We start from the raw sequence: 21,166 nt of genomic DNA on the forward strand, positions 1-21,166 counted from the left end.
CCGGCCGGCGCCGCCGGCCACATACCGGGGAGGATGGACATGAAGGCAAGCGGTACGTTCGAAGTCGACCTGCACGCGCTGGCATTGCACGACGCGGCCGATGGCACGCTGGGGCGGCGGGCGATCGACAAGCGCTTTAGCGGAGATCTGGTCGCGACCAGCGTCGGCGAGATGCTGTCGGCCGGTACGGCGGTGCAGGGTTCGGCGGGCTATGTGGCGATCGAGCGGGTCAGCGGCACGCTGGCCGGCCGCGCCGGTGGTTTCACGCTGCAACACAGCGGCACGATGACGCGTGGCACGCCGCAGCTGTCGGTGTCGGTCGTGCCCGATTCGGGGACCGGCGAGCTGAGCGGCCTCTGCGGGACGCTGGCGATCCGCATTGAAGGTGGCCGGCATTTTTATGATTTCGACTACCGCTTCGATGCATGACGCGCTCGTCCGGACAGACTCAGAGGTGATGATGACTCCCCGATTGAATCCGTTTGCGGCGGCGCCGCAGCTGATGCAGGCCGTGCTCGATCTCGAGGCGCAGGTGAAGCAATGCGGTCTTGAGCATTCGCTGATCGAGCTGGTCAAGGTGCGCGCATCGCAGCTCAACGGCTGCGCCTACTGCATTCATATGCACACGACCGATGCGCGCGCCGCCGGCGAGCGCGAGGAGCGCTTGTACCTGCTCGATGCCTGGCGGGAGGCGCCGCTGTACACCGGGCGTGAACGCGCTGCGCTGGGCTGGACCGAGGCGCTGACGCGTGGCGCGCCGATCCATGCGCGCGACGCCGACTACGCGGCCTTGCAGGCCGAATTCAGCGCCGAAGAGCAGGTGAAACTGACGGTCCTGATCGGCATGATCAATCTGTGGAACCGGATCGCGATCGGATTCGCCTCGGTGCCGGACGTTGGCCGCTGAGTCAGCGCGGGGCGGCGAAATGCGCCAGCAGGTCGAGCGCGGTCTGCGCCAGCCAGGCGGCGCCGAGCGGTAGCGCGGTTTCGTCGACGATCATTTTCGGGCTGTGCAGCGAGTACGGGCTGCGCTCCGGCCCCTGCGTGCCGAGCAGTGCGAAGCACGACGGCACGGCCTGCGCGGTGAACGAGAAATCCTCGCCGCCCATCAGTGGCGGCAGCTCGAACAAGGCGTCGTCGCCGAGCACCTGTCGCGCCGAGTTGCGGGCGATGGCAGCGATGCCGGCATCGTTCATCGTCACCGGATAGCCATTGGCGATCCGGCAATCGATCGTGGTGCCGTGCATCGCGGCAGTGTGTTCGCAGATCGCGGCGATACGGGCATGCACATGGGCACGGGTGGCCATGTCCAGCGTGCGGATCGTGCCGGTCAGCCGCACCGAATCGGCGACGATATTGGTCGCCGAGCCGCCGTGGATGGTGCCGATGCTGACGACGGCGGTGTCGGTCGGGCCGACATTGCGCGCGACGACGGTCTGCAGCGTGGTGACGATCTGCGCTGCGATGACGATGGCGTCGATGCCGGCCTGCGGCGACACGCCGGCGTGCGCGGCGCGGCCGTGAACGACGATCTCGACCTCGTCGCTGGCGGCCATCACCGCGCCGTCGCGGATCGAGATCTTGCCGGTCGGCATCACCGGGACCTGATGCAGCGCGATCGCGGCGCTGGCGCCGACGTGTACGCCCTCCTTGACCATACGCTGTCCGCCGGACCAGCCGTTCGGATCGTCGTAACAGCCTTCCTCGGCCGGCTGGAACACGAAGCGCACGGTGCCGGCGAAGTCGGCGTCGAGCAGCAGCCGGGCGGCACCCAGCCCCATCGCGACGTGGGTATCGTGGCCGCAGGCGTGCATCACGCCGGGCGTCGTCGACGCGTAGGGCAGGCCGGTGTCCTCGGTGATCGGCAGCGCATCCATGTCGGCGCGGATGATGACGATCGGGCCGTCGCCTTTCTTCAGCTCGGCGACGACGCCGGTGCCGGCAATCCCGCCGCGGTAGGGCAGGCCGAGCGCGACCAGCTGGGCGATCACCCTTTGCGCGGTGCGCGTCTCGCGATAGCCCAGCTCCGGATGCTGGTGAATGTCGCGACGGATCGCGACGATGTCGTCGCGGAGGGCTTCGGCTTGGGCACGCATGATTTGAGAGTCCTTTACTGAGCGAGCGGCAAAACCCAGCGCAGCGGTGCTGGCAAGGCGCACGACGCGTCCCTCAAGGGGACTCCCTGCGGTCGCAACAGTACAGGGAGCGCGTGCAACGCCGCTTCAGGGTTTTGCTGCTCGCGACTACAGGGCGGGGCTGTGATATTGACGGTATAGCTTTTCGATGCCGGCTTCGAGTTCCGCCGACAACACGATTTCGCTGCCGCCGATGTTTTCGCTCAGCTGCGCCAGCGTCGTCGCGCCGATGATGGTGCTGGCGACGAACCAGCGGCTATGGACGAAGGCCAGCGCCAGTTGGGCCGGACTCAGGCCGTGTTCGAGCGCCAGCTGGGCGTAGGCGGCGACGGCATCGTCGACGAAGGGCTTGCGGTAACGCGAGCCGAAGGCCGGGAAGCGGGTCAGCCGGCCGTCCAGCGGGTGATCGGCAATGTATTTGCCCGACAGCAGGCCAAAGGCCAGCGGGCTGTAGACCAGCAGCGAGACCTGTTCGCGGTGGCAAGCTTCGACCAGCCCGGCCTCGAAGGTCCGGTTGATCAGGTTGTAGACGTTCTGGATCGTCTTGATCCGCGGCAGGCCGGCGGCGTCGGCGACCGAGCCCCACTTCGCCACGCCCCAGGCGGTTTCGTTCGACGTGCCGAGGTAGCGCACCTTGCCGGCGGCGACAAGCCGGGACAGCGCTTCGAGCTGTTCGTCGATCTCCGGCATGTCGGGTTTTTCATCGGCCGGGTCGTACTGGCTGCTGCCGAACATCGGCACCGCGCGTGCCGGCCAGTGCACCTGATACAGGTCGATGTAGTCGGTCTGGAGGCGTGCCAGCGAGGCGTCGCAGGCGGCGACAATTTGCGCGGCGTTCAGTTGCGGGCCGCCACGAATCCAGTCCATGCCGCGATTCGGGCCGGCGACCTTGGTTGCAACGATGAGCTGGTCGCGCGGCTGCTTCACCAGCCAGCTGCCGACGTATTCCTCGGTGCGCCCCTGCGTCGCGGCCTTGGCCGGCACCGGATACATTTCGGCGGCGTCGATGAAGTTGATGCCTGCCGCGCGGGCGGCGTCGAGCTGTTCGTGCGCGTCGCGCTCGCTGTTCTGCTCGCCGAAGGTCATCGTGCCGAGGCAGATCGACGAGACCTTCAGATCGGTGCCGGGCAGGGTGCGGTATTGCATCGTCATTCTCCAAAACGCGGAAAGCCGGCGAGCCGGCTTTCCATGGTGTTGTGCTGCCAGAGACTACTACTTGCGCTTGCGATCGTCGATCGGGGTCAGCGTGTAGCCCTGCTTTTTCAGTTGGGCGACGAGGCCGGTCTTGCCCGGCAGGTGCAATGCGCCGACGGCGATGAAGCTGCCGCCCTGGGCCAGCTGCGCCTGCATGCGCTCGGTCATCCGGTCGTTGCGGTCGTCGATCAGCGTCTTTTGCTTCCAGTCGTTGAAGTAGGCCTGATCGGCCGCCGGCAGCGTTACTTCGTCCTGATCGGCGAAGCGGACGATGCCGTCGACGTCGCGTTGCACGTACAGCGCAATCAGTTTCTTGTAGTAGGTATCGACATCGGGCTGCTGGTCGATCAGCGCGTACAGCAGCGTCTTCTGCTTGTCGGCCGGAATCGTTTCGAATACCGACGCCTGCTCGGAAATCGTTTCGAGGCCGGTGTACTGCTTGCCGCCCTCGATCGCCATTTTCGCCAGCATCAGGTCGAGCGGCAGATCGCCGGCTTTCTTCTTCGGCACCATCAGCAGCATCGCCGCGGCCCACGGCTTCATGCGCTTGGCGGCGACTTCCGGATAATCGCGCGCGGCGAGTTCGGGCAGCAGCTTCTGATAGTGCTTGGCATCGATCTGGCTGGCGAGCGATTCGCCCTCGGGCATCAGCACGCGCTTGGCGAAGTCCAGCATGCCGTTGTAATCGATACGGACTTCGGTGGTCACCGTGTCGGCGTCATCGAACGCCTTCTGCACTTGCGGCGACAGTTGCGTCACCTTCGGATCGCTGACGTGGGCGGTGCCGAACAGGTACGACGGCTTCTTGACGCCGGATTTCTCGATCTTCCACAGCACCGCGCGTGGAAAAGCGTCGGCCTTGGTCGGCTTGGTGGCCAGTGCGGGCAGCGGCGCCAGCAACGCAGCGGAACAGAGTGCAGCGGTCAGCGCCGCAAGGGGCGAGCGAAGTCGGGCAAACATCCGGCAGATCTCCTGATTGGTACGGGCGCGCAGCCCTGTGGTCGACCGCCAGTATAAACATGCTCGGCCCGTGGCCGAAGCGTGTCGGTGTGGCCGTGCGGGCGGGAGGGGCCGGGCAGACGCAAAGCAGCTGCCAGCAAGACGGGCGAAACGCCGCCGGCGCGGCCTACAGCCCGGTGAGCACCTTGGCCGCCTGGACGAACTCGTCGGCGTACGGCCCGGCCTTGCGCGATTCGCGTAGCGCCATATTCCAGCGGGCGATGGCGTTTTTCAGTGCCGGTGTGTCCGATACGGCCTCGATTTCGCTGATCAGCCCGCGCGCCATCAGCCCGAGGAAGGTCTGTGCGCTTTCGGTCATCAGCGCCTTGGCCTTGATGATGCGGATCGGATCGACGGCGTCGATCGGCTGGGGACGCTGGGTCGGAGTGGGTGATGCCGGTGGCGCGGAAGGCGCCGAAGGCTGCGGCGCGGCGTCGGGAACGGTTAGCGCCCCCGCTGCGGTGATGCATGCCCGCGCTTGCAGCTCGGCCAGCAGCGGCGCCAGCTCGGCGTGGCCGAGCACCGTGGCGATCTCGGCCAGCGTGCGTCGACCGTCGATCAGGATCAGCAGCCGTCGCGCCCGGGCCGACAAACCGAGGCTGCGCGCGTCGATGTCGGCCTGACCCTGGGCGGTTTTGCTGTAGACGGTGTGCGGCATGCTGGCGGCCCCCGGACGGTAGAAGCCGGCGAGGGTAGCAGCGCTGTGTTTCAATCGCGCGACGGCGAGCCGGCCCGCGCGACGGGGCTTGAGTCCGGGCGCTAAGTGGCCGGCGTGCGCTTGATCGACCGGATGACCTGCCTGAAGATGATGTTGTGCAGCCGGTATCCCTTCTCGGAGACGCTCCACTGGAAGGCGCCCTGATCCGTTCTGCGGACGTCCACGATCAGGCCCGCGTCCTTCAGCCGGTTCAGGTTTTCCTCGGTGACTTCTTCGCCGTTGTACTGGATCGGACCGCGTTGCCGCGCAATCACCAGAAAGAGCTGCAGCTGGGTGTCGTTCAGTGTCTGCAGCGCGGCAAGCTCGTCTGACAGGTCTCCCTCCTTGGCCTGCATCCGCAGCGACACCTCGAAGCCCGGGCCCCTGACCGTCGTGTCGCCGCGCCCCAGAATATCGAGCAGCGGCCCCCTCACGTAAAACAGCCACACGATGAAGGCCGCGCCGAGCAGCAGATAGACGATGGGCCGGATGGCGTGTTCGATCAGGGCAACGGCAATCTTTTCGGACATGAGTCCTCTCCTGCGGATCGGGGCGAGGCAGCCGGCAGGCCGGGGCGGGGTGTTGCGCCGGCGAGGGCGTGCTCTTCCCTTATTCAGGTAGACCAAGAACTGCCGGGTATCCAGAAACATCGGCATGCGGTCCAGCAGGCGGCGTGCCCCGCATCACGGCCATAAAAAAGGGCAGACCGTGGTCTGCCCTGGTGACTGCGCGACGCCGTTTACTCGGTGGCGACGGCGTCGTAGACCTTGCGATCCAGATCGCCCTCGCTGCGCGCGACCACGACCGACGCCAGCGTGTCGCCGGAGATATTGGTCACGGTGTTCATCATGTCGATGATGCGGTCGACCGCGGCGATGACCGCGATGACTTCGAGCGGCAGGCCGACCGAGGCCAGCACCAGGCTCATCACGATCAGTCCGGTGCCCGGCACGCCGGCGGCGCCGATCGCCGACAGCGTCGTCGTCAGGATCACCATCAGCATCTGGCTCAGGCTCAGGTGCACGCCGTAGGCATTGGCGGCAAACACGGCAACGGCGCCCAGATAGGTCGACAGGCCGTTCATGTTCACCGTGGCGCCCAGCGGCAGCACGAAGGAGGCGATCGAGTTCTTCACGCCCAGCTGGTGTTCGGCGGTTTCGATATTCAGCGGAATCGTCGCATTCGACGACGCGGTCGAGTAGGCGAACAGCTGCACCGGCAGCATCTTGCGGATGAAGCGCAGCGGATTGAGGCCGATGGCGCGCAGGATCAGCGAGTAGACGCCGAACATCATGATGAAGCAGGAGAGGTAGATCACGCCGACCAGCGAAGCGAGCTCGCCCAGAATGGCGAAGCCGTTGTCGGCGGTCACGTAGGCCATAAGCGCGAACACGCCGATCGGCGCGAACGACAGCACCAGCAGGATCAGCTTGAAGACGACTTCATTGAGCGCGTTGAAGAAGCGCGCCACCGGCTCGCCCGCTTCGCCGGAGAAGTTGATCGCCAGGCCGAAGAAGATCGCGAACACGATCACCGGCAGCACGTCGCCATTGGCGAGCGAATAGAACACGTTGGACGGGAAGATCGCGACAATGGTGTCGGTGAACGACACCGTCTTGCCGGCGACCGGTGCGGCGGCGCTGATCAGGTGATTCAAACCGTTGCCGATACCGAACAGCGTGGCCAGTCCCATCGCGATTGCCGCGGCGCAGGCCATCGTCAACGCGAACACCAGCAGGGTCTTGCCGGCGATCCGACCCATTTTGGACAGGTCCTGCAAGGACAGGATGCCGCAGACCAGCGATACGAAGATGACCGGCTGCACTGTCATGCGGATCAGCGACAGGAAGATATCGCCCAGCGGTTTGAGCATCTTGGCGTAATCGCCCAAGAGCAGGCCGGCGCAGACACCCAGTGCCAAAGCGATCAGGATTTTTTGCCACATCGGCATATGTTTGAGCTTGGACATGCGTCCTCCAGAATTTCGTTTATCTATTTAGATTTGCCGGCCGGAGCCTAATGACAAAGTCTGGAATACGCATTCAGGGAAACCGGTAACATTGTTGCAAACTGCAACTTTATGGCTGCAATTCAATGACCAATTACCGCCGTTGGCTGGTAATTCGTCACGGCGCAGGCTGTCGCGGCAATATTTACGCCTGATGGGCGGGCCGAGGTGTGGCCTGCATAACAGCGGGACGATGTGCAGCCGCCATTGCGGCAATCGGAGCGCTCGCCATTGGGCAGGCACGCGATGCGCCGGGGACGCACTGTGGCTGGCGGTTTGAAGTGGCCGGTCGCCCGGGCGATGTTCGAACCGGGGGGGGGGGGGGCGGACGGGCTGTCGCGAGGTCCGGTCAGGCAGGTGATCGGCAGCGTGTCGCGCCAACGATCCGGGTCATCGCCAGGCGTGGATTCAGCCGAATTCCTGGTGTTGCGGCAGATCGTCGGTGATCGTGAACCAAGGCGCTTTCGAGCCGACGAATAGATGCGCCGACGGGCGAATGCCGGGCGCATCGGCCAGCGTGCCCAGTGTTACATGCACGAAGGCGCCATCGCGCACCAGCGAGTACAGCAACGAGCCGCAGCAGCCGCAGCGCACATCGTGCGCCAGCGCTTCGCCATAGATCAGCAGCCGGTCTACGCCCTGTGTAATCGCCAATTTGTCGCGTTCAATGCCGGCAAACGATTTGAAGGCCGAACCGGTTGCGCGGCGGCATTGTGAGCAATGGCAGTTGAGCGCATAGACGAACTCATCGGCCACGGTATAACGCACCGCGCCGCACAGGCATTGGCCATTGAGGGGATGGGCTTGCGGCGGGTGGGAATGCGGCATGCGTCATGGCTCCGAAAGGGGGCGCTAAGCAGAAATTGGAGCTGGTGTCTTATTGATGCCCGGGCTGCCATTCGGCATGGCTATCGATGTCTGAGTCGTAGGCAAGCCAGGGAACGGCGTGCGAAGCCCAGATCCGTTGTACCGGCAACTGCCCCGGATCGTCGTCCAGCGTCGCGACCCGAAGCACCAGATGTGCCTTGCCTTCCTTCTGCGCGACCAGATGGCTGCCGCAATTGGAGCAAAAGTAGCGTTTCTTGCCGGGCGATGATTCGTAGTGTTTCAACAGTTCGGCACCTTTCAGCCAGCGGAAATGCGCCTGCTTGACGCCTGCCGCCGTATTGAAGGCCGCCGCGTGCGCCTTGCGGCAGGTATGGCAGGCGCAATGCTCGATCTCGGTGTCGAGCTGGTCCACTTCATATTCGATGGATTTGCAAAGGCAGCTGCCGCGCATGGGTGAAGTCCTGAGTGCTTGAGAAAATGGTGCTGTTTATATCCGGGCTAAGGTCGCGGCGGTGTCGCCCCGCCGGTCTTGGGCGCATCGCTCGGCCCGGCCGCACCCTGTGCGCAACGCGCGCGTGCCTGCACCTCAAAATGGTTGGACCAGTAAGGGTGACGGCCCCGGCACAACTGGACAAGGCTGGACGCCGGATACGCCAGAAAGAATACGACGCCCCAGCGCTCATATTGCCGCACGTGCTCCAGCTCATGGCTGCGGAGTTGCGCCAGTGTCTCCTCGCTGCCGCCGAGCACCACATGGCCGAAGGTGATCGCGCCCAAACGACGGCGCATGGCTTCGGTGCCCGGCAAGGCAATTTCCAGTATCCCGAAATGACACCGCGCCTTGCCACCCAGCAGCAGGGCCGGCGCCGCCAGCAGCAAACCTACGGCGGAGCAGGGTGCTGCCCAGGTGTATCGAAGAACATGCAGAAGATGGCGCAACATGGTCATGCAGGCATCCGGTGCTGGAAGTGGGTGGATTCACCGAGCAAGCGCAGTGGGCTGAAGATCGGCATGAAGGGCGGGGCGACGAGCGGGCGGATCCGGCAATGCTTCCCGCAGCAAAGCAGCTTCGCAAGGCTCAAGGTGATCGGGATTGACGAAGGGGGACGCTGAATGATCGGCCAAGACAACGATTTGGCTTCATGGCGCCGAGCCACGCGTTTTAACAGGCTGGTTCACGGAATTGAAAACCACTTGAATATTGCGTTTGATTTTTAATTTATGTCTGCTTGCTGGTGATCGCAACAAATACGACGCAAGGCGCCGTATTTGTTTTGCCATTATACTTTTTGATCTCCACGATACCAGTCCGAACCGACTTGCCTTAAGTCCGGTGTTTGTGCGGGTCCCGAAGCGCCTGAACCTGTGTGGGTGTCGTCAATTGAAATGATCTTGTCGATTTGCACCGAAATATCGTTTCCGTATACCGTGCTGTGCAAAACAAGGATTCCCTTGTCGAAATCAACGCTTTTCAGTTCGCCTTGCTCTATGGTCGGATTGATGGCATTTCCGTACTTGCCGGTCGCCCTGAGGTAGGTTCCCAGCTTGATGCTACTCAGTTGCTGTCGAATGGCTTTAATCAATTCCGGGTCGGGGGCTGCATCGCGACGCCGTTGCGCTTCTCTGGCAATCCACGGCTCGCCATCTTCAAGGAGTTCCTTGTATTTATCAGGCTTGGACATTTTAAAGTCTTCCAGCGCCTCATTGGCTGCTTCGACTTGGCCATCGAAATCTATCCAGTTGGGGATTTCCAATGCTTCTCGCCATTTCTGCGTTGATGCGACATATTCACCAAGTGTAGGGCTTTTGTATTCAGACATGATCAGCACTCCAGTCGTTTCAGGGTTTCAAAACTGAACGGTGTAAAGGGGGTGCTTGGACATTCGCACTCTCGTGATCAATGTAGCCAGACTTCCATAATTCCGCCTGCATATCCGTTCGTCCGGCATTGCGTTTCCCTGGTGGTCGGGCTACCTGCGGTGCCCGAGCCGGAACGGACAGCAAGGTGACGCAAATTGCCGGTGTGACGGGTTTTTCCGGCTCGGCAGATCTGGTGCGGGATCGGCCCGGTGAACTCGCGCGTTGCTGCACGGTCATGCTCCGGGGGCGTAGGCAAGCCCCCCCATCATCCGTTGCAAACCGCGGCGACACGCAGACCAGGAGTCGATCATGCCCAAAACCGTCCTCAATCCCGATAGCGTATTCGACACGCAGCAATACGGCTTCAGCCAGGCTGCGATCGTCAGCGGGCAGCGCCGGATGCTGCTGTCCGGTCAGGTCGGCGTCGACGCGAACGAGCGGACTGTCGGGCCCGGTTTGCAGGTACAGACCGAAGCGGCCTTCGACAATATCGAGCGCGTGCTGGCGGCGGCGGGCGCCAGGCTGCAACAGGTGATCATGTTGCGGATCTATATCTGCGAAGCCGCCCGGGACGAACAGGACGTCATTGCCCAGGCATTGCGGCAGCGCTTCCCGGCCGATCCGCCGCCGTCGTCATGGATCATCGTCAGCGGGCTGTCCTTGCCCGAATGGCTGATCGAGATCGAGGCGGAGGCCATCCTCGACTAGCCGGCCGTTGCCGGCGGCCTCGGTGCAGCGCCGGCAAGTTGTTTGCGCTGCCCTGGCCATCCTGTTCGGCTTACCAGCTCGATTCCCGCTCCGGGCTTGCGCTGATTTTGTGGAGCGACAGGTCGGCGCCGTTGAATTCTTCCTCGTCGCTCAGGCGCAGGCCGACGGTTTTCTTCAGCGCGCCGTAAACGATGAAGCCGCCGACGAAGGCGATGCTGCAGCCCATCAGTGTGCCGACCAGCTGGGCGACAAAGCTGACACCGCCGGCGCCGCCGAGGGCTTCGAGGCCGAACAGGCCGGCGGCGATGCCGCCCCAGGCGCCGCAGATGCCGTGCAGCGGCCACACGCCGAGCACGTCATCGATCTTCCAGCGGTTCTGCACCACGGTGAACAGCCAGACGAAACCGGCGCCGGCGACGCCGCCGACGACCAGCGCACCGAGCGGGTGCATCACGTCCGAGCCGGCGCAGACGGCGACGAGGCCGGCAAGCGGGCCGTTGTGGATGAAGCCGGGGTCGTTCTTGCCGGCCCACATTGCGGTTAGCGTGCCGCCGACCATAGCCATCAGCGAGTTGATCGCGACGAGGCCCGAGATGCCGGCGATCTTTTGCGCGCTCATCACGTTGAAGCCGAACCAGCCGACGATAAGGATCCACGCGCCGAGCGCCAGAAACGGAATGCTCGACGGCGGATGCGCGGCGACGCCGCCGTCCTTGTTGTAGCGGCCACGGCGCGCGCCGAGCAGCAGCACCGCCGGCAGTGCGATCCAGCCGCCGACGGCGTGAACGACGACCGAGCCGGCAAAGTCATGGAATGGCGCGCCGAAGGCGGCCTTGAACCAGTCCTGTACGCCGAAGTTGTTGTTCCACATCATTCCTTCGAAGAAGGGATAGACGAAGCCGACCAGCAGGAAGGTCGCGGCCGATTGCGGGTGGAACTTGGCGCGCTCGGCGATGCCGCCGGAGACGATGGCCGGGATGGCCGCGGCGAAGGTCAAGAGGAAGAAGAAGCGCACCAGCTCGTAGCCGCTGTCCTTGGCGATTTCGTGCACCGGGCCGAAGAAATGCGTGCCGTAGGCGATGCCGTAGCCGATGAAGAAATAGGCAATGGCCGAGACGCCGAAATCGGTGAGGATCTTCACCAGCGCGTTGACCTGGTTTTTCTTGCGGACCGTGCCGAGCTCAAGGAAGGCGAAGCCGGCGTGCATCGCCAGAATCATGATCGCCCCGAGCAGGATGAACAGCACATCGGTACTGGTTTGAAATTGCGTCACTGCGTGCTCCCGTAGGTCTGGATTGGCGCATGCGGTGGCTGCGCCTTATGCGGGATGCACCGAAAGCAAGCACCGTGCCGAAGGCTTCAGTGTCTTGATTTACAATGGATTGGTTCAGATCGGCGGTCGACGGTGATGAAACGGGTGTGCCGGTATGGTGCAACGACCGCTCGCCAAAGCGGTGTTGCGCACTCAAACGGTGCCGGATGTCTGGATTGGTGCATGGGTCACCCGCACCATGGCGCTGCGTCGATTGCCGCGACCAGACAGTGCAGCCGAGCACGGCTGTCGCCAGCACGAGCGCAGCGAGGTTCTGCTGTGATGGCGATAAGGCACCGCAAATGGCGAAGCGCCACGGTGCCTCGATCTCACGCTTCTGGTTCTCGATATCGAGGGATGAAAACAGTGAGGGCAGGTTCGCCATACTGTCGTGGGCAAAGTATTGCCCACGGCTCAAGCGATCGTTTCGACCACCCCGCCATCTACCCGGAGCGCCGCGCCGGTCGTGGCCGAAGCTTGGGGGGAGGCGATGTAGACGACCAGATTGGCCACCTCGTCGACGGTCGCCGCGCGCTGGATGATCGAGCTGGGGCGATGCTTCATCACGAAGGCGGCCGCGGTCTCTTCCATGGACAGGCCCGATACCTCCTGTTCTGCCTTCAGCATGGCTTCAAGGCCATCCGACAAGGTCGGGCCGGGCAGAATGGCGTTGACGGTCACGCCTGTACCGGCGACGCGCTTGGCCAGACCGCGCGAGATTGAAAGGCCGGCTGTCTTGGTGAAGCCGTAGTGGATCATGTCGGCGGGGATGTTCAGCGCCGACTCCGAGGACAGGAACAACACGCGGCCCCAGTGCCGGTGCACCATGCCTGGCAGATAGGCACGGGACAAGCGCACGCCCGACATGACATTCACCTCGAAGAAGCGAGTCCATTCGGCATCCGGGATCTTGAAGAAGTCTTGCGGCCCGTAGATGCCGACGTTGTTCACCAGAATGTCGGCGGATGGCTGCGCAGCCACTAGCGCCGCGCAGCCATCGGTAGTGCCGACGTCGGCCGCAACACCGCGGATGTTCGCTTGTGCAACTTCCGAGGTCAGCCTGGCAACGGCTTGCTCGACAGCGGCTGCGGTGCGGCCATTCACCACCACATCGGCGCCAGCCTGCGCCAGGCCTTTCGCGATGGCATAGCCTATGCCCGCCGTGGAGCCGGTGACGATGGCGGTCTTGCCTGAGAGGTCGATTTTCATGAGCGACTTTCCTTTCCTGATGTAGACGAGACGTGCGCGCGATCAACCTAGAAAAGCGCGTCCAGATCGATGGCCGCAGCCATTGCCTTGTTGCCGCGATCCCCTGGGTGCAGATGATCGCCCGAGTCGAATTCCGGCTTGAAACGCGTCGGATGTGCAGGGTCTTTTAGCAGTGCATCGAAGTCGAGTACGGCATCAAATTCGCCGCTGGTGCGTATCCATGCATTGATTTTCTGACGCAACTCGTCCTTGTACGTTTGGTAGTAGTTATCCAGCGGCGTGCCAGGCAATGCGCCCTCGAATGGCGTCAGCGTCGCGCCGACGACCCGAACGCTACGCGCATGTGCGCGAGTGATGAGCTGGCGATAGCCGGCGATCAGGGCGTCGGCTGAAGGCCTGGTGCCGTTGGGCTCGAACGCTGTTCCTGGCCAACTGATGTCGTTGATGCCGAGCAGTACGATGACAGTCTTGAGCTGCGGTTGACTCAACACGTCACGGTCGAAGCGTGCCGGTGCATTGACGCCCATCCGGTCGCCGAGAAGGCGTGCGCCAGAGATGCCGGCATTGAGTACTGCCACGTTTCTTGGTGCCAGGCGCGCGGCCAGGAAATCGGGCCAGCGCGAATTGGCGTCGATGGTTGCACCATTCCCGTCGGTGATGGAGTCGCCGATCGCGACCACGGCGCCGGCAGTTGCAGTGGCTTCGACCTGGATGCCGCTCAGGAGGATGCGCGCACTGGTGGTGGTGTCTGTATCGATGCGCTTGGCCGCGACCTGATTGCCCTTCACCAGATAAGCCGTTTGGCGACCATCCCAATGAAAGGTGGTGGCCTTTGTTTCTTTCGGTAGAAAGACGCTGACCGCTACGCTAGCCAAGGGCGCGACCGCCAGATCGACTGGGTCGCTCACCAGCGGCGCGCCCGGCAGCACGACGGCAGAGGATTTGCCGCCGAAAGTAATCGGTCGATCCGTTCCGCTGACGATCGCCGATCCAGCGGCAGCCAGCGCGATATGCGCGGCACCGATGACCAGCGGCTGGCTACCGTATTCGTTGGATAGCACGATGCGGATACGCTTGCCGCCCAGGCTGATGCGGGCAACCTGCCGGATGGTCTGGTCTTGCAAGGTGGCCGGAATATTGGTCGGGAAAGCGAAGTCCGATCCCCAGGTCGGTTGTGGGCTGGCCGTCCAGCTGCCGATCCAGCTGCTGGGTTCGGCCGCTTTCACGACAGCGGGCACGGCAACCGAGGCCGCCAGCGTGAGTGCGATGAATCGATGGCGCCACGCCAGCCAGCGGCTAGGGCGGTGAATGGCAAGGCGGGCAACAGGGTTTGCTGTCATGGTGGGTCCTTGTTTTCAGTCAATCAGATTCGCGGAGAAACCTGCCGTTGGTAAGGAGCGTTGGAGCCGGTGACACCGATGCCGAAGGACGTGGCGGTTAGCGCGTAGAGGGCGAGTGGCATGGGTCCAAGATGTGTGAATTCATGTGATATTCATGCATTAATCATGAATTCAAATAAACCAATGCGATAGACTGCTCAGTGGCACAACACTTGTGAGTTCACTTCATATGGCGCGTCTGGATGTCAACCGATCGGGGGAGATGGAGGTTTTCAACCGCGTAGTGGAGCTCGGAGGTTTCTCCGCCGCCGCGCGGGCGTTCCACATGACGCCTTCGGCAGTCAGCAAGTTGGTAGGACGGCTCGAAAGCCGGCTGGAAGTGCGCTTGCTCAACCGCTCGACGCGGCAAATTCAGCTCACCCCCGAGGGCTGCGTGTTTTACGAGCGTAGCGTCAAAGTGTTGGCCGACCTGGAAGAAGCGGAGCGCAGCGCCGCGACCAAAGATGCGCCGCGCGGTCGGCTTTGCGTCAACACCAACGTGCCGTTCGGTGAGCATTTCCTGCTTCCGCTGGTGCCCGAGTTCCTGGCGAGGCACCCGGACATCACGCTCGACGTCGTGCTGACCGACGAGGTGGTCGACATCCTCGAGCAACGCGCAGACGTCGCGGTGCGCGCCGGCCCGCTCAAGAGCTCACGCTTGCTCGCGCGCAAGCTGGGCGCAACCCGCATGGTCATTGTCGGCGCCCCTGCCTACCTGGAGCGCCAAGGCATGCCAATGCATCCGGTCGATCTGGAGCGGCACAACCGGCTGGGCTTCAACTATGCGCGGGCGATGGAGGGATGGCCGCTGCTCGACCAAGGTCACACCATCAACGTGGCGACGATCGGCAATGCGCAAGTCAGCAATGGCGAAGCACTACGGCGCCTGGCGCTTGCAGGCGTCGGCTTGGCGCGACTCGCGGCGTTTCAGGTCAAGGACGACGTCGCGGCCGGACGGCTCCAGACCGTGCTGGAGGACTTCAACCCGGGTGACTTGGAGGAAGTCCATGCGGTCTTCCTCGGGCAAGGGGGGCATCTGCCATCGCGAGTGCGCGCTTTGCTCGATTTTCTGGTTGAGAAAGTGGATTTGGGCTGATGTGCGCTTGCGAGCGGGAAATCGAAAAAAAGGCCCGCTTGCGCGGGCCGTAGAACGTGCGTTGACTGCTGGCTTCAGGATCAGAAGCCGGTCCAGGTGCCGATGAGCACGCGGTACGAGTCGGTGCCCGGCTTGTACGAGGTGCCGTAGGTGGCGCCGATGGTGCCGTTGCTTTCGTTGAAGCTGAAACGGGTATCGAAGTAGGCCGAGGTGTTCTTCGACAGTGCGTAGGTGTAACGCGCCAGAATGGTCTGGCTGTCGCTGTCGTCGATCTTGTTGCCGTTGATGTCCTTCGCGCCCCAGAAGTAGTTGTAACCCAGCGAAACGCTGTGCTTGCCGGTCGCGTAGATACCCTGTACCCAGGCCTGTTGCTGTTCCGGGCCGGTGAAGTAGTTACAGCCACCGACGTTGTCGCCCAGGCCGTCCGCACCAACCGCGCCTGCTTCGGCCGAGGCCGAGCAGTTCCACCACTTGTAGCCGGTGCGCACGGTGAAGCCGCTGTCGCCGAAGGTGTAACCGCCAGCGATGAAGGCGAATTTGTCGGCGTCGTCGCTGACATTGCCGCTTTGCAGGCGCGGCTTGGCTTGCTGGTAGCCCACGTTGACGCTGGCGTTGTGGCCGGTGTAGCCCGCGGTCAGGTCGGCGAAGTATTCGTTGCCGGCGCCGTCGACATTGTTCTGCTGCGTGCGCAGCGAGTACATGCCCGAGAAGTTGAAGCCGTTGAAGTTCGGCGAGTCGTAGACGATCGAGTTGTCGATGTTGAAGCCGAGCAGGCCGACTTCTTCAACGTGCATCGAGCCGCCCTGTGCCGCGTACGGCCAGTCGAGAACGAGGTAGGACGGCGAGTAGATCTTGCCGACGCGCAGCGTACCCCAGTCGCCCTTCCAGCCGCCCCAGGCTTCGCGGTTGCCCCAGGTGCGCGAGCCGTTGCCCGAGTTGTTGTCGTTGTTGTGGGCTGCGTCGCTGCGGTAGTTCTCGGCGCCGGTCCAGATTTTCCAGATTACGCTCGAACCACCGTCGAGCTTGTCTTCGCCCTGGAAGAAGATGCGCGGTTCAACGTCGAGCTGGACGTTGTCCTTGAAGCCGTCGGCGTTCGAGCCTTCGAGCAGGATGTCCGATTCCATCGAGCCGCCGATGGTGACTTGAGCCATGACCGGCGCCGCGAAGGCGGCGAGCAGCAGGGCGGGGAGAATGCGGTTGCGCAGGATGCGGGATTGCATGAACGACTCCTTCTCTTTGTGAACACTTTTTTACTGCCGCTTGGTAATAGCTGCGGCAGTTCTTGTTAAAAGTTGTGAAACTTTGCGAGAAGCACTGTAGTTCGGTGTGCATTTGTTTCAAATGCAATCAATTACATTGAAATGGTGGCTTTAAACAACATGTCATTATTTCTGGCGCCGAACAAGGCATGAAAAAAGCCGGTCAATGACCGGCTTTTTTTGCAACGGGGCGGATGGATCAGCCCTTGTTGGCGCGCTCGAAGCTCGTGACGATCTCGGCCTGTGCTGCAGCCTTGTCGCCCCAGCCGGTGACCTTGACCCACTTGCCTTTCTCGAGATCCTTGTAGTGCTCGAAGTAGTGCTTCACTTGCGCGAGCAGCAGTTCCGGCAGGTCTTCCAGCTTCTGGATGTGGGCATACATTGCACACACCTTCTCGACCGGCACGGCGATGACCTTCGCGTCCTGGCCGGCTTCGTCTTCCATGCCCAGCACGCCGATGGCGCGGCACTTGATGACCATGCCCGGCGACAGCGGGAACGGGGTGTGCACGAGCACGTCGACCGGATCGCCGTCGAGCGACAGCGTGTGCGGCACGAAGCCGTAGTTCATCGGGTACGACATCGAGGTGCCGACGAAGCGGTCAACGATGATGCAGCCGGCTTCCTTGTCGAATTCATACTTGACCGGCGGTGCATTGGCCGGGATTTCGATGATGACGTTGAAGTCGTTCGGCAGGTCCTTGCCGGCGGGGATCTTGCTGATGTCCATGCTGCGTCCTGATGCGGGTTAATTGGAAAACCCGAGAATTATAGCGGTAGGTGATTTCGGCCGCATCCGGCGTGATCGGACAATGGCAGAATGCACTTGATCTGCCGCAGCGCGCGTCGCCGACGCTGCACTTAGAATGACGCATCACCGGCAAAGGCTTGGGCCATGAAAAAACACTATCTGACCCCTCTGTTCGATCCGCGCTCGGTGGCGGTGATCGGCGCGTCGGATCGCGCCGGCTCGGTCGGGGCCGTGGTCTTTGCCAATCTGCTCGAATCGGGCTATGCCGGCAAGGTCTACCCGGTGAACCTGCGGCACGCCAAGGTGCAGGGCGTTACCGCGTTCAAGCACGTGCGCGACATCGGCGCGCCGGTCGAGCTGGCGCTGATCACCACGCCGTCGAAAACGCTGCCCGACGTGATCGATGAATGCGGCCGGGCCGGCATCCGCGCCGTTGTGATCATGAGCTGTGATTTCGTCGGCACCGACGCCAAGACCCGCAAGCTGCTCGACCGCATTCTGCTGCGGGCGCGCCAGTACGGCATCCGGCTGATCGGGCCGACCGTGTTCGGCATGGCGCGTGGCGTCAGCAAGTTCGCCGCGGCCAATTATCTGGGCAAGATCCGGCCCGGTAGCATGGCGCTGGTGTCGCAGTCGTCGTCGGTGGCGTCGGCCATCCTCGACTGGGCCGAGTCGCACGAGATCGGCTTTTCGTCGGTGGTGTCGCTGGGCGTGGCCGCCGATGTCGATGTCGGCGAAACGCTCGATTATCTCGTGGCCGACAACAAGACCAAGAGCATCCTGATCTATATCGAAGACGTGCACGACGCCCGCACGCTGATGTCGGCGCTGCGCGCCGCCGCGCGCTCGAAGCCGGTACTGGTGCTCAAGGTCGGCCGCTACGACGACGAAGTCAAACTGGGGCGGACCCACTCGGAGCGGCTGATCGGCCGTGACGACGTGTTCGACAACGCGCTGCGCCGCGCCGGCGTGCTGCGGGTGCGCTCGATCAACCAGATTTTCACCGCCGCGCGGGTGCTGACCAACAATCATCGGGTCAAGGGGCGGCGGCTGGCGATTGTCACCAACGGCATCGGCGCCGGCCTGATGGCCGTCGACCGCGCGCGCGATCTGAACGTACCCTTGCCCAAATTGTCACCCGAGACCGTCGCGCGGCTCGATGCCATCATTCCGGGCCAGACCAGCCGCGACAATCCGGTCGATATCCTCGGCAATGCCCCTGCGTCACGCTTCGAGGCGGTGACGGGCATCATGCTCGACGATCCGCAGGTCGACGGCGTACTGGTGGTCTTCACCCCGCAGGCCGGCACCGACGATATGGAAACGGCGCGGGTGCTTGCGGCGCTGCGCAAGACGCATGAAAAGCCGATCCTGTTCGCTTGGATCGGCGGCAAGAAGGTCGAAGCCAGCCGCAAGCTGCTCGCCAAGGCCGGTTGCGCCTATTTTCATGCGCCCGAGCAGGCGATCGAGGTGTTCTACTCGCTCGCTGCCTGGCAGCACAACCAGCAACTGCTGTTGCAGACGCCAGGCCCGTTGGGCGAGTGGGACGCGCCGGACCTCGAGACCGCGCGCATGATCATCGATGGCGTACTCGCCAGCGGCCGCAGCGTGCTCGACGAGATCGAGTCGAAGGCGATCCTGCGGGCGTTCAATATCCCGGTAACGCTGACGATGCGCGCCGCCAGCGCCGACGAGGCGGTTAACGCTGCGATGGGCATGGGTTTGCCGGTGGCGCTGAAAATCGACGCCGAAGGCGTGCTGCACAAGACCGACGTCGACGGCGTGGCGCTGAGCCTGACCAGCCTGGTGCAGGTTGCTTCGGAGGCGAACAAGATGCTCGCGCGCGCGCGCGATCGGCTCGGCGATCAGCTCAGGGGGCTGACGGTGCAGCCGATGCACGGCAAGAAGAATGCCCGCGAGCTGATGGTCGGCGTCGCCCACGACCGGGCGTTCGGCCCGGTCATCACCTTTGGCGCCGGCGGCATCGCTGTCGAGGTGTTCAACGACGTCGCCGTGGCGCTGCCGCCGCTGAACGAATACCTGGCCGAGAACCTGATCCGCCGCACCAGGGTCAAGAAAATGCTCGAGACCTTCCGCAACCAGCCCGAGGCCGACCTCGAGGCCATCAAGGGCGTGCTGCTGCGGGTCTCCGAAATGGTCTGCGAGTTGCCGCAGATCCAGCATCTCGACATCAATCCGCTGGTCGTCGATGAAAACGGCGTGATCGCCGTCGACGCCCGGGTCATCGTCGCGCCGGTCGCAGCCGACGCGCGTCGCTATGGCCATATGGCGATCCACCCGTATCCGTCACACCTTGTGCAGGTCGCGCAGTTGAAGAACGGCATGCCGGTGACGATCCGGCCGATCCGGCCCGAAGATGCCGAGCTGATCATGGCCTTCGTCGGCCATCTGTCGGAAGAGACCCGCTACAACCGCTATATGAGCACGCTGAAATCGTTGCCGCAGATCCAGCTGGCACGGTTTACGCAGATCGATTACGCCCGTGAAATGGCGCTGGTGGCGGCGGTCGAATCGGGCGGTGGCGAAGCGATCGTCGCGGTGGCGCGCTTTGCGGTGAATCTGGACCTCGACAGCTGTGAGTTCGCCATCGTCATCGACGACGCCTGGCAGGGCAAGGGGCTGGGCAACCGCTTGATGAACGCATTGTTCGACGCCGCGCGCGACATGCGCCTGTCGGTGGTCGAGGGCGAGGTGCTGACAAGCAACAAGACCATGCTGTCATTCATGAAGTCGCTCGGTTTCGAGGTCAAGCCGCACCCGGATGACGACGGACTCAAGTGGGTGGTCAAGGCGCTCTGACGGCATCGCCCAGCGTGGAACGCACGGCCAGACCTGCGGGTATGGTCCGGGCAGCTTGCCGGCGACCGCCGACGTACGCGGGGCAACGGTCTCACCCCGCGTGCGGCCTTAGGCCAAGTCGAACACCAGCACCTCGGCCTGTTGGCCGTTGCCGACGTGCAGGGCGGCCTCGTCGTTGAGCAGCAGCGCATCGCCGGCTTCGAGCGCAACGCCGTTCACCGCGACCTGGCCGCGCGCGACGTGAACGTAGGCGCGTCGGCCTGCAGCCAGCGCCAGCGTTGCCGTTTCGCCGGCGTCGAACAGGCCGCTGTACAGCCGCGCATCCTGATTGATCGTCACCGAACCGTCGGCGCCGTCACCGCTGGCAACCAGCCGCAGCTTGCCGCGCTTTTCCGCCACGTCGAAGTAGCTTTCCTCGTACGACGGCGCCACGTCCTGACGGTCCGGGATGAGCCAGATCTGCAGCAGGTGCGCCGCGTGCTGCTTGGACGGGTTGAATTCCGAATGCGCCACGCCGGTGCCGGCGCTCATGCGCTGGACGCTGCCGGCACGGATCACCGAACCGTTGCCCATGCTGTCCTTGTGCGCCAGCTCGCCCTCGAGCACGTAGCTGATGATTTCCATATTGTTGTGCGGGTGCGTGCCGAAGCCCATGCCGGGGGCGATGCGGTCGTCGTTGATGACGCGCAACGCACCGAATTGCACGTGGGCAGGATCGTAGTAGCCGGCAAACGAGAAGCTATGCCACGAATCCAGCCAGCCGTGGTTGGCATGACCGCGTTCGTTGGCTTTGCGCAGCTTGATCATATTGATCTCCTTCATCGTCATTGAACTAGTAATGCCATGCTATTCCTTGACTTGATGTGGTGATAGCGGAAATATATGCTCATCTTGTTCTAATTTATGAATGG

The 21,166-nt window shown here is 63.2% G+C and carries 21 protein-coding genes; 5 read left to right on the forward strand and 16 right to left on the reverse strand.

The features are described 5' to 3' along the window. Positions 1-39 precede the first annotated feature (39 nt). A complete protein-coding gene (locus R0382_RS10920) occupies positions 40-429 on the forward strand; it encodes a DUF3224 domain-containing protein (protein WP_432719617.1) in 390 nt (129 codons plus the stop codon). A 31-nt stretch (positions 430-460) separates the two neighbouring features. Beyond that, complete coding sequence (locus R0382_RS10925; protein WP_432719618.1) at positions 461-907, forward strand: carboxymuconolactone decarboxylase family protein; 447 nt, start codon at positions 461-463, stop codon at positions 905-907. A gap of 1 nt (position 908) precedes the next feature. Here R0382_RS10925 and R0382_RS10930 read toward each other — a convergent pair whose 3' ends face one another. The 10 genes from R0382_RS10930 to R0382_RS10975 form a co-directional block, all read right to left on the reverse strand. Further along, positions 909-2,096, reverse strand: a complete 1,188-nt coding sequence (locus tag R0382_RS10930) for a M20 metallopeptidase family protein (RefSeq protein ID WP_432719619.1) — start codon at positions 2,094-2,096, stop codon at positions 909-911. A gap of 147 nt (positions 2,097-2,243) precedes the next feature. Beyond that, entirely contained in the window at positions 2,244-3,281 is a 1,038-nt protein-coding gene (locus R0382_RS10935; protein WP_432719620.1) for an aldo/keto reductase, read from the reverse strand. A gap of 66 nt (positions 3,282-3,347) precedes the next feature. After that, entirely contained in the window at positions 3,348-4,289 is a 942-nt protein-coding gene (locus R0382_RS10940) for a TraB/GumN family protein (protein ID WP_432719621.1), read from the reverse strand. Positions 4,290-4,455: 166 nt separating this feature from the next. After that, the gene (locus R0382_RS10945) at positions 4,456-4,986 is read right to left on the reverse strand and encodes a hypothetical protein (protein WP_432719622.1); all 531 of its coding nucleotides are present in this window, start codon (positions 4,984-4,986) and stop codon (positions 4,456-4,458) included. A 101-nt stretch (positions 4,987-5,087) separates the two neighbouring features. Further along, positions 5,088-5,555 carry a hypothetical protein gene (locus tag R0382_RS10950; RefSeq protein WP_432719623.1) on the reverse strand — a complete coding sequence of 156 codons (468 nt, stop codon included), beginning with the start codon at positions 5,553-5,555 and terminating at the stop codon, positions 5,088-5,090. A 209-nt stretch (positions 5,556-5,764) separates the two neighbouring features. After that, positions 5,765-6,994 (reverse strand): dicarboxylate/amino acid:cation symporter, encoded by a 1,230-nt coding sequence (locus R0382_RS10955; protein WP_432719624.1) that lies wholly within the window; start codon positions 6,992-6,994, stop codon positions 5,765-5,767. 447 nt (positions 6,995-7,441) lie between these two features. Then, positions 7,442-7,861, reverse strand: coding sequence for a GFA family protein (locus tag R0382_RS10960; RefSeq protein WP_432719625.1), 420 nt, complete (start codon positions 7,859-7,861; stop codon positions 7,442-7,444). Between the two features lie 49 nt (positions 7,862-7,910). Continuing rightward, positions 7,911-8,312 carry a GFA family protein gene (locus R0382_RS10965; protein WP_432719626.1) on the reverse strand — a complete coding sequence of 134 codons (402 nt, stop codon included), beginning with the start codon at positions 8,310-8,312 and terminating at the stop codon, positions 7,911-7,913. A 47-nt stretch (positions 8,313-8,359) separates the two neighbouring features. Next, positions 8,360-8,809 (reverse strand): hypothetical protein, encoded by a 450-nt coding sequence (locus R0382_RS10970; RefSeq protein ID WP_432719627.1) that lies wholly within the window; start codon positions 8,807-8,809, stop codon positions 8,360-8,362. 332 nt (positions 8,810-9,141) lie between these two features. Further along, positions 9,142-9,681 (reverse strand): hypothetical protein, encoded by a 540-nt coding sequence (locus R0382_RS10975; protein WP_432719628.1) that lies wholly within the window; start codon positions 9,679-9,681, stop codon positions 9,142-9,144. A 349-nt stretch (positions 9,682-10,030) separates the two neighbouring features. Between R0382_RS10975 and R0382_RS10980 the strand changes: the two genes are divergently transcribed. Further along, the gene (locus tag R0382_RS10980; RefSeq protein WP_432719629.1) at positions 10,031-10,429 is read left to right on the forward strand and encodes a RidA family protein; all 399 of its coding nucleotides are present in this window, start codon (positions 10,031-10,033) and stop codon (positions 10,427-10,429) included. Positions 10,430-10,499: 70 nt separating this feature from the next. Here the strand turns inward: R0382_RS10980 and R0382_RS10985 are convergent, their stop codons facing one another. The 3 genes from R0382_RS10985 to R0382_RS10995 form a co-directional block, all read right to left on the reverse strand. Further along, entirely contained in the window at positions 10,500-11,702 is a 1,203-nt protein-coding gene (locus tag R0382_RS10985) for an ammonium transporter (protein ID WP_432719630.1), read from the reverse strand. A 453-nt stretch (positions 11,703-12,155) separates the two neighbouring features. Further along, positions 12,156-12,950: an SDR family NAD(P)-dependent oxidoreductase gene (locus R0382_RS10990; RefSeq protein WP_432719631.1), complete on the reverse strand. Its 795-nt coding sequence runs from the start codon at positions 12,948-12,950 to the stop codon at positions 12,156-12,158. A 47-nt stretch (positions 12,951-12,997) separates the two neighbouring features. Next, positions 12,998-14,290, reverse strand: a complete 1,293-nt coding sequence (locus tag R0382_RS10995) for an SGNH/GDSL hydrolase family protein (protein WP_432719632.1) — start codon at positions 14,288-14,290, stop codon at positions 12,998-13,000. Between the two features lie 229 nt (positions 14,291-14,519). Here R0382_RS10995 and R0382_RS11000 point away from each other — a divergent pair, with 229 nt between their 5' ends. Continuing rightward, positions 14,520-15,425 carry a LysR family transcriptional regulator gene (locus R0382_RS11000; protein WP_432719633.1) on the forward strand — a complete coding sequence of 302 codons (906 nt, stop codon included), beginning with the start codon at positions 14,520-14,522 and terminating at the stop codon, positions 15,423-15,425. An 80-nt stretch (positions 15,426-15,505) separates the two neighbouring features. On the opposite strand, the gene R0382_RS11005 is transcribed toward R0382_RS11000, so the two are convergent. Further along, positions 15,506-16,645, reverse strand: a complete 1,140-nt coding sequence (locus R0382_RS11005) for a porin (protein ID WP_432719634.1) — start codon at positions 16,643-16,645, stop codon at positions 15,506-15,508. A 238-nt stretch (positions 16,646-16,883) separates the two neighbouring features. Then, positions 16,884-17,414, reverse strand: a complete 531-nt coding sequence (ppa, locus tag R0382_RS11010; RefSeq protein ID WP_432719635.1) for an inorganic diphosphatase — start codon at positions 17,412-17,414, stop codon at positions 16,884-16,886. A gap of 165 nt (positions 17,415-17,579) precedes the next feature. On the opposite strand from ppa, the gene R0382_RS11015 reads away from it, so the two are divergent. Further along, positions 17,580-20,255, forward strand: coding sequence for a GNAT family N-acetyltransferase (locus R0382_RS11015; RefSeq protein ID WP_432719636.1), 2,676 nt, complete (start codon positions 17,580-17,582; stop codon positions 20,253-20,255). A 108-nt stretch (positions 20,256-20,363) separates the two neighbouring features. On the opposite strand, the gene R0382_RS11020 is transcribed toward R0382_RS11015, so the two are convergent. Next, positions 20,364-21,062 carry a pirin family protein gene (locus tag R0382_RS11020; protein WP_432719637.1) on the reverse strand — a complete coding sequence of 233 codons (699 nt, stop codon included), beginning with the start codon at positions 21,060-21,062 and terminating at the stop codon, positions 20,364-20,366. Positions 21,063-21,166: the final 104 nt, after the last annotated feature.

Origin of the sequence: Jeongeupia wiesaeckerbachi, assembly GCF_050916355.1 — a bacterium.
GTDB classification, from domain to species: Bacteria; Pseudomonadota; Gammaproteobacteria; order Burkholderiales; family Chitinibacteraceae; genus Jeongeupia; species Jeongeupia wiesaeckerbachi.